This window comes from Spirosoma taeanense (genome assembly GCF_013127955.1).
GTDB lineage: Bacteria > Bacteroidota > Bacteroidia > Cytophagales > Spirosomataceae > Spirosoma > Spirosoma taeanense.
Genome location: NZ_CP053435.1, coordinates 820,682 through 834,297 on the forward strand (window position 1 = coordinate 820,682; position 13,616 = coordinate 834,297).

11 protein-coding genes are annotated in these 13,616 nt (G+C 52.7%); 6 read left to right on the forward strand and 5 right to left on the reverse strand.

The window, feature by feature from the left end; translation table 11 throughout:
* Nucleotides 1–409: 409 nt before the first annotated feature.
* The 5 genes from HNV11_RS03525 (at nt 410) to HNV11_RS03545 (ending at nt 5,545) form a co-directional block, all read left to right on the forward strand.
* Entirely contained in the window at nt 410–1,138 is a 729-nt protein-coding gene (locus HNV11_RS03525) for a hypothetical protein (protein ID WP_240163743.1), read from the forward strand.
* A gap of 12 nt (nt 1,139–1,150) precedes the next feature.
* Nucleotides 1,151–2,770: a hypothetical protein gene (locus HNV11_RS03530; RefSeq protein WP_171738345.1), complete on the forward strand. Its 1,620-nt coding sequence runs from the start codon at nt 1,151–1,153 to the stop codon at nt 2,768–2,770.
* A gap of 67 nt (nt 2,771–2,837) precedes the next feature.
* Nucleotides 2,838–3,872 carry a dipeptide epimerase gene (locus tag HNV11_RS03535; protein WP_171738346.1) on the forward strand — a complete coding sequence of 345 codons (1,035 nt, stop codon included), beginning with the start codon at nt 2,838–2,840 and terminating at the stop codon, nt 3,870–3,872.
* Nucleotides 3,873–3,894: 22 nt separating this feature from the next.
* Nucleotides 3,895–5,019: an aminotransferase class I/II-fold pyridoxal phosphate-dependent enzyme gene (locus HNV11_RS03540; RefSeq protein WP_171738347.1), complete on the forward strand. Its 1,125-nt coding sequence runs from the start codon at nt 3,895–3,897 to the stop codon at nt 5,017–5,019.
* An 85-nt stretch (nt 5,020–5,104) separates the two neighbouring features.
* Complete coding sequence (locus HNV11_RS03545; RefSeq protein WP_171738348.1) at nt 5,105–5,545, forward strand: hypothetical protein; 441 nt, start codon at nt 5,105–5,107, stop codon at nt 5,543–5,545.
* A 13-nt stretch (nt 5,546–5,558) separates the two neighbouring features.
* On the opposite strand, the gene HNV11_RS03550 is transcribed toward HNV11_RS03545, so the two are convergent.
* From HNV11_RS03550 to HNV11_RS03565, 4 genes are all read right to left on the reverse strand, one after another.
* Nucleotides 5,559–6,398, reverse strand: a complete 840-nt coding sequence (locus tag HNV11_RS03550) for a sugar phosphate isomerase/epimerase family protein (protein ID WP_171738349.1) — start codon at nt 6,396–6,398, stop codon at nt 5,559–5,561.
* A gap of 71 nt (nt 6,399–6,469) precedes the next feature.
* Complete coding sequence (locus HNV11_RS03555; RefSeq protein ID WP_171738350.1) at nt 6,470–7,405, reverse strand: DUF1338 domain-containing protein; 936 nt, start codon at nt 7,403–7,405, stop codon at nt 6,470–6,472.
* 31 nt (nt 7,406–7,436) lie between these two features.
* Nucleotides 7,437–8,198: an acyl-[acyl-carrier-protein] thioesterase gene (locus HNV11_RS03560; RefSeq protein ID WP_240163744.1), complete on the reverse strand. Its 762-nt coding sequence runs from the start codon at nt 8,196–8,198 to the stop codon at nt 7,437–7,439.
* Nucleotides 8,199–8,301: 103 nt separating this feature from the next.
* Nucleotides 8,302–8,544, reverse strand: a complete 243-nt coding sequence (locus HNV11_RS03565; protein WP_171738352.1) for a type B 50S ribosomal protein L31 — start codon at nt 8,542–8,544, stop codon at nt 8,302–8,304.
* Between the two features lie 546 nt (nt 8,545–9,090).
* On the opposite strand from HNV11_RS03565, the gene HNV11_RS03570 reads away from it, so the two are divergent.
* Entirely contained in the window at nt 9,091–11,571 is a 2,481-nt protein-coding gene (locus HNV11_RS03570) for a ribonucleoside-diphosphate reductase subunit alpha (protein WP_171738353.1), read from the forward strand.
* 81 nt (nt 11,572–11,652) lie between these two features.
* Here HNV11_RS03570 and HNV11_RS03575 read toward each other — a convergent pair whose 3' ends face one another.
* Nucleotides 11,653–13,080, reverse strand: coding sequence for a tetratricopeptide repeat protein (locus HNV11_RS03575; protein ID WP_171738354.1), 1,428 nt, complete (start codon nt 13,078–13,080; stop codon nt 11,653–11,655).
* Between the last annotated feature and the right edge of the window lie 536 nt (nt 13,081–13,616).

Here is a 13,616-nt window from a genome sequence, read left to right on the forward strand (position 1 = left end):
GCCCCGTTGTTTGATCAATCACCCCTGTAAAGACATAGACAAAATTAGTAAAATTTTTATTTACCAAAATACGATAACGTTAATTTAATGTGTATTTGGTCAACTATCTATGTTCGGTCACATATTGTGCCAAAATTAAACTGTTTTTAAGCTTTTTATTTACTGATTGGTAGGTGACCGAACGGCCTATACGTTGTCTGCCTAGGTTTTGTGCAATACGATTCCCGATTATCTTAAAAGAGCTTCCATCGCCCATAATAAAATACAGTTTTAAGTACTCAGTAAAGCTGAACTGATAATCTTATAAATTACTTAATGAATTGCCAGGTATCACTCTGATTAATAAGTGGCTGAAGTGGGAAATATATGCTTATTTTTGTTACCTTATTATTGTTATAGTAAATTATTTATGAATAGACTCTTTTATCGTTCGCTGGGTACGCGATTATTGACGCTTACTGCGGTCTGGTTCACAGCTACTTATGCAGCCTTAGCTCAGTCGGACTCTGGCTCTGCAGCGAAGAGCCAGAATGTGCAGTCAATTAATCTACAACTCGGGACGACCGGGCCCGGGCTATTCTATACGCATCTGATCAGCCGTCAGCGCCGTCTGGCGTTTCGTATCGGCGGACAGTATATAGCGTACCAGAAACCGATACGGGTTAAAACGGCCCCTGATTCGTATATCACGATTGATCCGGACTTTGTCATTGGTACTGCGCAGGCCGGGCTTAAATGGCAGCCGTTTCAGCGTGGGGCATTCTTTGTGGCCGCCGGATTAGGTTATACTTGGCATCCAAACCTGAATTTTGTCATCACGGCGGAGAACAAACTAAACTTCGATGGCCTTGAGTTAACGCCCGAAGACGTTGGAACTATTAACCTTGGCTTCCGCTGGCATCCTGTAGTGGGGTATATTGGCTGGGGTTTTGGACGAATAATTCCCCGCAGGCGGTTCGGCGTAGGCTTTGAGATGGGCATGTATTACCTCGGGCGTCCGAGCGTGGAGCTTACCTATGAAGGCTTTCTGGAAACCACTAACCTCGATGAACAGGTGCCGCTTGTGGAGCAAAACCTGTCGAACTACCGCTATCTGCCGGCTATCAATCTAACGTTATCGTATGCACTCAGCCGTTAACTCAGTCCAGCTATGAAATTACGTTACCTTCTCTATAGTCTTACCAGCCTGCCACTTTTGCTGGATGGCTGCCAGAATCCGCTTGAAGGCATTCAAATCCGGGTTAAAGATCCAATTCAGCAGGGGGTGGTGGAGTGTCGGCTCTACGATCCGGCCGGTAACCCGCTACCTCAGAATAGCCGTATTAGTATTGCCGGACCCGATGCCGACAAGGTCGTAACGACCCTGAATACGAAGAAATACAAAATAAACGCGGATGGGAGCCTGCTGGTGGCTGCTTCGCCAATGGTAACGCTCTCCAGCCAGCAGCCTATGCGGTTTTCAACGGTTGTTGAAGCAGAAGGATATCTGACCATTGTTCAACCGTTTGTCTTGACGAACGGCGGCCGGCAAACCCGTTACGTACGGCAGATTAGTATGACAAAGCCTCCCCGAACGCTATCGGTTGCCCGCCTTGCCGGTCGGGCCAATGCCGATGGAACGCTGCCGACAACACTGAGCTTGACAACTGCTGAACAGAACACCGAGGCCGACCACGCAACGGTTACCATTGGGGCCGGCACAAAACTGACCGACCGCGAAGGACAGCCGGTTGGTGGCGATCTGACCATGGCTGTTCTGCACACCAACGCCCGTACTGGCGATGCAACAAGCCAGGTACCGGGAGGAGGGATTCTGTCGTATGTGAACGGACGGAATGGTGGGCCATCACTCGGCACACTGCGGGTTACGTCTATTGCCGGGTCCGTATCGTTCGAAATTTTTAACGGCGCTTATCAACTGCTCACGGGGCTGTCGCAGCCGGCCCGCTGGACAATGGAGCTGAATCCGGCTACGATTAACGGGCAAACAGGCCGGGCGGTGCAGCCGGGCGATTCTATTCCGCTGTACAGCTACGATGCATTTTCGAATCGCTGGCAGCAGGAGAAACCCGGTGTAGTTGTCCGCAATAGCCAGACTGGTCGGTTGACATACCAGGCCGAAGCGTCGCGGGCGGCTGCTTACGTGGCTACCTGGACCGAATTTCTCTGCGACGTAGGGCCAGTGTTTAAGGTAAGCAGCAAACTAACCAACGTTGACGTTAATTATCTCTGCAGACTAATTGATGCCAGAACCGGCGCTCAGGTGAGTGCTTTCCACGCAAACGTGAACAACGGAGCACTCATCCGGATTTACAACCAGTTACCCGGACGCCAGTTGAAATTGCAGATATATGATGAAACCGATGCCTGGGGGAAGGGGGCGAAAGGTGGACTAATTGCGGAGTCTGCCGTGGGTACAACCTGCGATCAGACGCCCATAGCCGTTGATCTGCGCGAACTGCCGGTTCCACCCGTCATGAAGCTGGAATTTTATTTCTCCTGCCCCGCCGGAACCAAATTAGACGAGTCGGCGCTGCCCGCCATGATCCGGACGCAGTATAGCGAAGCCGGTAAAGAAAGCTGGCGCGACCTGATTACGGCAACCCGCACCGAACGTAAAGTCGCTTCGTATAAACTACAGGTCGGACGAAAGTACGACCTGCGAGCCAGCACCGACGGCGGAGCTACCTGGCCGCTGCGGGAAAACGATTATCTGGTTGATAAACCCGACTGGACCCTTAAAATCCGAGCTTCGATGTACTGCAAATAGAACGGAAGCGTAGCTTTGCCGGAATAGCTGGAACCGATCCTGCTGGCACCGACAATCGATACCATTCATGCAGTTGTTTCTCCACCGCGTCGATTTACGTCTGAGGCATACATTTACCATCGCGCACGACAGTCGTGATATACAACCATCACTCATTGTTGAACTGCGCGACGGGGCGTATAGCGGATACGGCGAAGCTACGGCAACCCGGTATTATGGTATTACGATCGATGGCATGGTGGCGGCTCTTGAGGCTATGCGTAACCGGATCGAAACTGACAGGCTGGCCGATCCTGAACAGTTCTGGGCGGATATGCAGCCCGAACTGGCCACAAATCCGTTCGCTCTCTGCGCCCTCGATCAGGCGGCCTGGGATTTATGGGGCAAACGCGCTGGTCAACCTCTCCATCAACTCTGGCATCTGGACCCGGCGCGCGGACCCCTGACGAACTACACGATTGGGCTTGATACGCCGGCGCAGATGGTTCGCAAGATGAAGGAGCGTCCCTGGCCGCTGTATAAAATTAAGCTGGGGCGACCCGAAACAGATCTGGAAACGGTTCGGTTGCTGCGTAGCTATACTAACGCTCGCTTCCGGGTAGATGCGAACTGTGGCTGGACAGTTCAGGATGCAATCGAGAAGTCGCGGGGCCTGGCCGACCTGGATGTTGAATTCATTGAGCAGCCACTTCCGGCCAGCGATTGGGAAGGTGCCAGGCGCCTGTATGAACAGAGTGTCCTGCCGATTATTGCCGACGAGAGCTGTATCGTTGAAGAGGACGTAGACCGGTGCGCGGGGTATTTTCACGGCGTAAATATTAAACTGACCAAATGCGGAGGCTTAACACCCGCCCGGCGCATGATTACCCGCGCCCGGCAATTGGGGTTACGAGTGATGGTGGGCTGCATGACCGAGTCGAGCGTGGGCATTTCGGCCATTGCCCAATTGCTGCCCCTGCTCGATTATGCCGACTTAGACGGTTCTATGCTGATTGCCGATGACCCCGCAGCGGGCGTTACGTTTGATTACGGACGGGTTGTTTACGCCAGTGCCAACGGAACCGGAGCAACACTGAGACCTGACGTAACAAACAGGGAATAATCACAGGCTATTTAAAGTACCCATGACGAATAGTTTTAGCATCCACCACCTTCCCGGCCGGACGATTCAGCATGATGGGAACCCTTATCTGTTTTTTAGCGGTACGGCTTACTTAGGCTTACCCCAGCACCCCGCTTTTCAGCAGTTGGTAATCGAGAGTATCAGACGTTACGGGACCACCTTTGGCAGTTCACGTAACGGGAATCTACGCCTTGCGGTGTATGAAGAAGCAGAAGCAAAACTGGCGGCTTCGGCAGGGGCCGGGGCTGCTTTAACGCTCTCATCAGGGATGATGGCCGGGCAGACGGTAATCAACTGGCTGCGGGCGCAGAAGGCTTTGTTCATCTACGGCCCCAATACGCATCCGGCTCTGTGGGACAGCCCCACCCGTGTGCTGCCCGCTCTGTCCTTTGCCGATTGGGCGGCTCAACTGCCCGAGCAGTTACGATGGAGTGATGCCAGAGATCATACACCAGGGCCGATAGCGGTTTTAGTTAACTCACTGGAGGCTGTTCGCTCCGAATTTTATGAGTTTAGCTGGATGGATCAGCTTCCCGCCGACCGGCCCATTTTGCTGATTGTAGACGATTCGCACGGGCTGGGCGTTCTGAACGTCGGTGCGCAGGGCTATGGACGGGGTATCTGGCCCCAGTTGCCGGGCAAACGGCGGGACCACGTCAGACTGATCGTTACGGCTTCGCTGGCGAAAGCAATGGGGCTGCCGGGGGGCGTTGTCTTCAGTGATGCGCATATAGTAGCAGAATTGCGTCAGACGGCTTTCTTTGGGGCCTGTTCGCCCATGCCACCTGCCTACCTGGATGCCTATATAAACGCCGAACCGCTCTACGTTGAAGGCTACAACCGGTTGCAGCGTAACCTGAAGCAGGCCGAAACCCTGCTGTTGCCAACGGGCCTGTTTCAGCATGCACCGGGTTATCCGGTTTTCTTTACCGAGCAGGATGACCTGTATGCGTATCTGCTCCGGAGGGGAGTGTTCATCTATTCGTTCGCCTATCCAACGGCAGCCGACCGGGCCAATACACGTATCGTAATAAGTGCATTTCATGAACCAGCCGACGTTCAGCAGTTAGCCGAACGCGTTTACGAATACTGCGACCGGATAAAGACAAACTCGCCGTATATCTGAGCCAACAGATTATTTGCGCGCAAATTACGGGGCGAGTGCCACAATGCACAGATGAGCAGCGTATTGGAAGTAAATCTCCCGGTTTATGAAAAAATACTATGCTTTTCTTGTTTTGCTGGGAATTGGGTTCGCAGCGTGTACCAAAAACAATGATGTTGCGCCTGATTCCTCATCCCGGATCGCTGGAACGTATCAGCTTACCTATATCCGGCAGGATTCAGCCGATGTTGTGGATTCGCTTGTGTTGCCTTATATCGTAGGCGGACAAACCGTAATTTCTGGAACCATTACAGCTACACGTATTGCCGGTACAACACCGACAGATAGCCTCGCTGTCTCATTAACAGTTCAGGGGCAGGCTTCCACATCCCCACTAGGCCGGGTTGAGGTTAGAACGAATGGAAACAGCTATGACCTGTACTCGGGAACGGACAAAGTAGGAACGGCCGACGGAACAAATATCGAGATTGACACCGACCCGGCGAATACGCAGACGTTCCGGCTGGTGTTAAGAGGCAAAAAGTAATTTCCTGCCCGGCTTATTTCAGTCCCGACAGAAACGCAAGACTCTGCGGTATCTGCTCCAGCGAGCGTGACGATTCGTCTTCGATAAAAAAGTGCTTCACGCCCAGCTTTCGGGCCTGTTTCATTATGGCGGCAATACCCACATCGCCCTGGCCGAGCGGCACGTTCGATTCAACATCAGCATGGCCGTTGTTGCTGTCGGGGGTACCGGGTTTGCGGTCTTTGAGGTGCATGAGGGGAAAGCGCTTTGGATACTTCTGCAGCAATGCAACGGGATCGTAGCCGGGCGCTTTCACCCAGAAAACATCCATTTCAAAATTGACCGCTTTGGGGTCGAAGTTTTCGGCCAGGTAATCAAAGAACGTACCGTCCTTATAGGTCTGGAATTCATAGCCGTGGGTATGATAGCAGAACGTAAGCCCATTATCGGCCAGGAGTCGGCCGGCGGTGTTAAACACATCAATAGCTCGGTCGGCGTCCTCAATCTGGAACAGATCGCCCGGATGCGGAATCCAACTGCAGACAACGTATTTAGCCCCCAGCGCTTTCGCTTGGGCTAGCACCTTCGGTACGTTATTATCCAGATCCTCAAAACTGGCCCCTGTACTGATCACTTTGATGTTGTTTTCATCCAGAAGTTTACGGAAATCGGTCAGGCTCAGGCCATACGTTCCCCCGGCTTCGACCTCACGGAAACCCATCTGTTTGACCTTCGCCATCGTGCCGGGTACGTCTTTGGCAAACTGGTTGCGTAAACTATACAACTGAAGGCCAACCGGAGCCGGTTTTTGCGCCAGGGTTACTAGACTGCCTGATAGCAGCCCGGTGAGCAGAAGAAGGGGTTTCAGGTTCATGGCTACGGGTTATCGGTAAAACTCGTGTCAGTAGAAGCGAACAACCATAAATCTAAATGATAAAGCGAACGTTATCTACCTGTTTGGGTCGTAAACGTACTCTCAAAAATCTTATCGGCATTCCCCGTCTCGAAACCCTCGCGTCGGTGGGCGCGCGTAATCTGATTGGTCGGCAGGTGACGGAAATCCGGCAGGACCCGCCGTTCCGCAAATTCGACGTAAGAGCCCGCAATGCGGAACACCTCCCCCCCGGCAAACTCGGCATCAAGCATCTGCGCTACGGTCGAAGCCTGCCGTAAGTCGCCGTCGGGACTGACTTTTATCGTGCCCCCCGCCGAGTTTAGCCGGAAGCCCCGGCGCTCCAGAAACGCCACAAATTCGTCAATCGTGTTGTAGCTCGGTTTGAGGTTATGAACGCTGATGGTAAAATGATTCAGATAATACCGGTTATAAATCACCCAGGCTGCATATTCGCTTTCGGCCAGCAGGGCCCGATAGTCGGCCAACGTAGGGGTTTGCCAAAGGGGTTGATGCAGAAACGCATCCACAGCCGCAGCATCGTCCAGGTTCAGCACGTCGACCGGGTCGCTCGTAACAGTATCGGTATACCGGTGAATAATCCGCTGAGCCTCGGCCGATAACTCATCGACGCGCAGCTCGCTGGCGAAAATACGCGGCAGGTTACCGCCCAAACGGGCTGGAGGACTGTACCAGTACGCTGTGAGCTTCTTCTCGGTAAAATTGTATTCGTCGCGCTTTTCGTAGCCGTAATGCAGAAAAATCTTCTCGAACGAAGCCAGCCCGAGGTTGGGTACGCCCATGGTGCGGAAGGCAATGTGGTCGTTCTCGATCTCGTTCGGCGATGCGATAATGCCTTCATCAAGCATAGCGTCGAACACCTTCTTTACGTCGGGAACGCGCTCGCTATACCGGCGCATCAGCCCGTCCAGGACGGCGGTAAGGGTCTGGTTCCGGTCAATGGTTGATTTGTTCGGTGAAGTGGTCATGCTTGTACAATCTTACCGTTGGTTACGTTGATTAATCCGATGTTCGCCAGCGCGTTCGGGCCAGCAGTATCTCCTTACCCGACCCGCTGTGTTCGATCCGGTGCAGCCGGGTGTCTGACGGAGCCTCCGCCGACGTATCAATGGCCAGTTGAACGCGCAGCCGATCGTGCCAGTGGCTTTCGGTTCGGTAAACTAAATCAATTTCGGCTAATTCCCGCGTTTTCAGCGTTTCGTCCTCAACGCATTCAACCAGCCATTGTACATAGGCTACATTGTTGACGTGTTGGTTCTGATCAATACTGAGCCAGCCCACTTCAACTGTCTTTTCCAGAATGGGCGAAAATGGGGCTGTCTGGAAATCCGGTTTGAGCGGCAGTCGGGGTAAGGGGTCTGGGTGGGATGGCAGCGTCAGGTTACGGATAAAGTCGGGCAGCGGCACCATTGTCCGCTTTTCCATACTGAAAACGAGCCAGGTGCTGGTGGCATCGGCCAGTAGCGTCCCATCTTCGGCCAGCACCCGAAAGTCACGATAAATGAAATACTTCTCTACAAAAGTTGGGTAGGTCATCACCTGAATTGTCTGTCCGTAGACTGGATAATGATACATCCGTAGCCGGAATCGCATCAGCATCCAGCCGAGCGCAGACTGGCTGAACTGGGTCAGATCGGCCATGCCAAACCCGTGCTCAGCCGCATTCCGGTTGGCCGACTCCTGCAGAATATTCATCAGTGCGGGTACGCTCAACCGGCCGTGGGCATCGGTTTCATAACCGCGTAGCGTAAACGTGTCCATAGGCATAAAAGAATCGGGGGCAAAGGGCACCAACGAAAACTCCCCCGACACGACATGGCGTAACGGGGGAGTTGCAAACCTGTATGGTCGTTGAGACCTCTAATTACTTGGTGCCGTACCGCTTGCGGAACTTGTCCACGCGGCCTGCGGTATCGAGCAGCACATTCTTACCCGTATAGAATGGGTGCGACTGTGAGCTAACTTCAATCTTAACGAGTGGGTAGGTCTGGCCCTCGAACTCGATAGTGTCTCTGGTCTGAACCGTTGAGCGCGTCAGGAATTTGTAGTCGCTCGACAGGTCATGGAATACCACTTCGCGGTAATCCGGGTGAATGCCCTTTTTCATGGTCTTATGCTCAGTTTCTTGTCATCTTCTCGGTTTCCGACCGAAAAGGACTGCAAAGGTACGGTGTTTTGTGAGGATTGACAAGATTTTTGTATGTTCTTTTTAGAGCTGATTGTCAGCTTAATAAGGGTGACCCGTTGGCTAATAATGCGCTAACAAATCCTTGCGACTGCTCGCCTTTCTGCCTATTTTTAGCAACAGAAACACTTCCTCTGCGGTGATTGCCGGACGGGTTCCGGTCCTGGTCAGCCGATTCATAAATTCGCTCTTTTTAATTTTTTAGTCTACGTCTGCTGTGGGGTATTGTTAAGTCGCTAAGGCTTACGACTTAACAATTTCGTAATCTGCTGGCAGCGTTCTATTTTTTCAAGACGCTCCAAAACCGCCGAACTCTCGGGCTTGGTTTTCCGTCTATTTCAACAGAACTTTAAAAATTCATCGCTCCCTGCCGGGATATTCTGTCGCCTTACCCGACAGAAAATAGGGAGGAATATATCTACATTGCATTTAACATTTTCTATATATCACCATTAATCCCAATCGCCCATGTTTGTAGTCAAACGCGATGGCCGCCGGGAGTCGGTCAAGTTCGATAAGATCACCGCCCGGATTGAGAAATTGTGCTACGGTCTTGACCCTGCTTACGTACAGCCCGTGGAGGTCGCCATGAAAGTCGTCAACGGCCTTTATGACGGCGTCAAAACCACCGAACTTGACAACTTAGCCGCCGAAACTGCGGCTTCGATGACCACCAAGCACCCGGACTACGCTATTCTTGCCGCCCGGATCGCCATCTCGAACCTGCACAAGGAAACCAACAAGTCCTTCTCGGGTACTATCAAGCAGCTTTACCATTACGAAGACCCGAAAACCGGCGAGAACGCATCGCTGATCTCGCGCGAGGTCTATGACGTAGTACGCCAGAATGCGGCCCTGCTCGATTCGACGATCATTTACGACCGTGACTACGGCTATGATTACTTCGGGTACAAAACCCTTGAAAAATCGTATCTGCTGAAGATTGACGGCCGCATCGCCGAGCGCCCGCAGCATATGCTGATGCGCGTGGCGGTTGGTATTCACATGGACGACGTCGATTCGGCTATCGAGACATACAATCTGCTGTCGGAAAAGTGGTTTACGCACGCGACCCCGACCTTGTTCAACGCCGGTACGCCTAAGCCGCAGATGTCGAGCTGCTTTCTGCTGACCATGAAGGACGACTCCATCGACGGAATCTACGACACGCTAAAGCAGACCGCTAAGATTTCGCAGTCGGCGGGGGGAATTGGCCTGAGCATTCACAACGTTCGGGCGACGGGTACCTATATCAAAGGTACCAACGGGACGTCGAACGGGATTGTACCCATGCTGCGCGTCTTTAATGACACGGCCCGGTACGTTGATCAGGGCGGGGGTAAGCGGAAAGGCTCGTTTGCGGTCTATCTGGAGCCCTGGCATGCCGATATTTTCGAATTCCTGGACTTGAAAAAGAACTCAGGGAAAGAAGAAGTACGCGCTCGGGATCTGTTCTACGCACTCTGGACGCCCGATCTGTTCATGAAGCGGGTAGAAGACAACGACGTCTGGTCGCTGTTCTGCCCGCACGAGTGCCCCGGTCTGGCCGATTGTCATGGTGAAGAATTCGAAGCCCTTTATACGCGTTACGAACGCGAAGGTCGTGCCCGCCGGACGGTGAAGGCGCAGGAGCTGTGGTTCAAAATTCTGGAGTCGCAGACCGAGACTGGCACGCCGTACATGCTCTACAAGGACGCGGCTAACAAGAAGTCGAACCAGAAGAACCTCGGTACCATTAAGTCGTCGAACCTCTGCACCGAGATTATCGAGTACACCGCCCCCGACGAGGTGGCGGTCTGTAACCTCGCATCCATCGCTCTGCCGAAGTTCATTAAGCGGGATACCGATGGGGTGATGCGTTTCGATCACCAGAAGCTGTATGAGGTGACCAGAACCGCTACGCGCAACCTCAACAAGATTATCGACATCAACTATTACCCGGTTGAAGAGGCTCGTCGGAGTAACATGCGCCACCGGCCGATTGGTCTGGGGGTGCAGGGGCTGGCCGATGCGTTCATCATGCTGCGGATGCCGTTTGAATCGGACGAAGCGCGTCGCCTGAACGAAGATATCTTCGAGACGATCTATTTCGGTGCCATGACGGCTTCGATGGAGCAGGCTAAGGAATACGGTCCTTACGAAACCTGGAAAGGGTCGCCTATTTCGCAGGGGATCTTCCAGTTCGATATGTGGGGCGTAAAGCCGAAGTCGGGCCGCTGGGATTGGGAAAGCCTGCGCAAAGAGGTTGTCGAACACGGTGTTCGCAACTCGCTGCTGCTGGCCCCGATGCCGACCGCTTCGACCTCGCAGATTCTGGGTAATAACGAATGCTTCGAGCCCTACACGAGCAACATCTATACCCGTCGCGTGCTGTCGGGTGAGTTCGTCGTAGTGAACAAGCATCTGCTTAAAGATCTCGTGAAGCTGGGTCTGTGGAACGATGCGATGAAGAACAACCTGATTCTGGCCAACGGTTCGGTTCAGGCCATTCCGGGTATCCCGCAGAACATTAAAGACCTCTACAAGACGGTCTGGGAGATCAAGCAGAAGCACATCATCGACATGGCCGCCGACCGGGGCGCGTATATCTGCCAGTCGCAGTCGCTGAACATTCACATTCAGGACTCGAACTTCGGCAAGCTGACGTCGATGCACTTCTACGCCTGGAAAGCGGGTCTGAAAACAGGTATGTACTATCTCCGCACGAAGGCCGCTGCCGATGCCGTGAAATTTACGGTTGTTCAGCCGCAGGCCGAGCCGCAACTGGAGCCGGTCATGGCCGAAACCGCTCCCGTCGAGAAACCGCTCGATTACGTGCAGTATGCTAAAGACCACGCGACCAACGCCATGCCAACGCCCGTGCCGATGGTAACGGACCTGGAGCAGCAATATGCCGCCATGACCTGTTCGCTCGACGACCCGGAAGGCTGCGAGGCCTGCGGATCGTAACGAACTCGCTAGCTTCCTAACAGCAGAAAAGCCCTGATCGATCAGGGCTTTTCTGCTGTTAAGGCAAAACCAGTCAGGAGTTTATTGAGCGCCCCTGGCAATGGCCCGGTCGTAATCCCGGTTGAGGCTCTCCAGAAATTTACCCGTGACCCAGCTGATATCTGAATCGCGGATGAACACAAACCGTTTGGGGATAGACGTGTTCGAATAAGCGCGGAAGATAGAGTCCAGCAGCAGGGCTCCGGCAATGATCTGCTTTTCGTTGAACTGGCTCTGCACGTTATTCATATCAGTCTCTGCTTTCTGGCGCACAACCGGGTCCGTCAGATTGGTTAGGTCCGGGTGAATCAGACTTTGGTAGTCGGTCAGGGCCAGACGGGCGAAGCGTTCTACGTCGCCGGCCGTCAGGGGAACTGCGGTCTTGTCGGCCTTGTCGGGATGCAGATAGGCCGCTACGGCCCAGGCAATGCCGCCACCCAGGGCGACCGTCTTGCGCTGATGCAAACCGGGGCTGGCCGTGTTGAACTCAACGTTGACCATCGTGTCTGAAACGGCCTTGATAACCCGCTGCGCTTCCTGTTTGTACGCATTGATGTCCAGCGAGCGGTTGTTGTCAATCAGGTTCGCCAGCGATTTAGTACCGTATGGAAAGCTAATCGGGCGGAACCGCCGGTTGGCGTCGAAATATCCGCCTTTGGTGTTACCACTGCCAACGTCAATGCAGGATGAGCTTAGCCAGAACTTACGCGGAATAGCGCCAACCATAAACAGTTCGGCCTCCCGGGCCGCGGTCATTGTTGTATCAATGAACAAAGTCGCGTTACTATAAGTACCGCTGGTTACCAGGTTCGCCAGCTGATCGTAAAGCTTCTTTTTCCTGTCCGGCGTTTTATTAAAGGTTTCATTAACACCACTGCTGAAGGCGATGTATGTACGTTCGGCGGGAATGTTGTAACGCCGAATCGAATCCATATATACTTTCATAATGTCCCGGCCCGCCTGAAACGACTGCGCCGTGCCGGAGATGAGGGTTACGTTGGGAGCCGTAGGCTTTAATTTAATGTCTTTCTCGTAGAAGCCGTTTTCAAACTTGGTTCGGAAAATAGCCAGTTTCACACCCGACGAGCCAATGTCAATTCCCGCATACAAATCTTTGCCGGATGTTTCACCAATAAGCTGCTGCATAGCTGCTTCGCTGGCGCCGTAATTCAGCTTCTGGTAGAGAATAAGCGCTTTCTGGTAATAGCGTACTGCATCCTGGGTGTTTTCCTGCTCACTGTAGGCGTAGCCCAGATTTTCATAGGCAACGGCTTCCATATAGGGGTCTTTTGATTGAACTGCCGGTAAAGCCCGCAAAAGCAAATCAATGGCCTGCTGCGGGCGATCAACCATGCGGAGCGTATTACCCAGCTTAATAAAATGCATGGCTTCTACAGCCGTGCGGGCGTTTTGCGACAGACCCGGGAGTGAACATCCAACGAACAAAATAAAAAATAGAATACCTTTCATAATAGAGAGAACTAGTATACAAACGCACTTGAATCCAGTACAATAGAATGCGAATTGATCACTAAGTCAACGTTGATCGCTTCATACGAACTGGATAGTTTGTAGTCAAGAAGTAGTATTTAGTAAAAGGCACTGACACCCGAATGATAACTGCTCAGATTATCAGATGCATTCCGGGCTATTCCAGGCCGTCAGGCGGCAGAAGGCGATCCCTGGCGGATAATAAGGAAAGCCGGTCAGGCGCTGAGATTTTTGATTGCTTTCGGAGGATAATAACTTTCTGAATCCTATGAACTGAAATTAGTTTGTTGGCTAACGTAAAGAATTTATAAACAGTTTATTGACTCGCCAACTACTGAACCACGACGATCTGCATTCATGAGAAGAGAATATTATCTGTAGAAACCAACTTATTTCCGATAGATACGGTTGTATAACCAGAGGCTTCCTTAAGTCTGTACGGATTGGCAGACCGTCCTATCTCATCGCTCCCTCTCAGGAACATATCCTCCCGGCGAACGCGCGCTCAGTTATCT

Bases quoted from the DNA above. Each gene is read 5' to 3' on its own strand.
- HNV11_RS03555 (WP_171738350.1), bottom strand. From the start codon at position 7,405: ATGACCACTTCACCGAACAAATCAACCATTGACCGGAACCAGACCCTT.
- HNV11_RS03525 (WP_240163743.1), top strand. From the start codon at position 410: ATGAATAGACTCTTTTATCGTTCGCTGGGTACGCGATTATTGACGCTT.
- HNV11_RS03560 (WP_240163744.1), bottom strand. From the start codon at position 8,198: ATGGACACGTTTACGCTACGCGGTTATGAAACCGATGCCCACGGCCGG.
- HNV11_RS03570 (WP_171738353.1), top strand. From the start codon at position 9,091: ATGTTTGTAGTCAAACGCGATGGCCGCCGGGAGTCGGTCAAGTTCGAT.
- HNV11_RS03545 (WP_171738348.1), top strand. From the start codon at position 5,105: ATGAAAAAATACTATGCTTTTCTTGTTTTGCTGGGAATTGGGTTCGCA.
- HNV11_RS03575 (WP_171738354.1), bottom strand. From the start codon at position 13,080: ATGAAAGGTATTCTATTTTTTATTTTGTTCGTTGGATGTTCACTCCCG.
- HNV11_RS03535 (WP_171738346.1), top strand. From the start codon at position 2,838: ATGCAGTTGTTTCTCCACCGCGTCGATTTACGTCTGAGGCATACATTT.
- HNV11_RS03565 (WP_171738352.1), bottom strand. From the start codon at position 8,544: ATGAAAAAGGGCATTCACCCGGATTACCGCGAAGTGGTATTCCATGAC.
- HNV11_RS03540 (WP_171738347.1), top strand. From the start codon at position 3,895: ATGACGAATAGTTTTAGCATCCACCACCTTCCCGGCCGGACGATTCAG.
- HNV11_RS03530 (WP_171738345.1), top strand. From the start codon at position 1,151: ATGAAATTACGTTACCTTCTCTATAGTCTTACCAGCCTGCCACTTTTG.
- HNV11_RS03550 (WP_171738349.1), bottom strand. From the start codon at position 6,398: ATGAACCTGAAACCCCTTCTTCTGCTCACCGGGCTGCTATCAGGCAGT.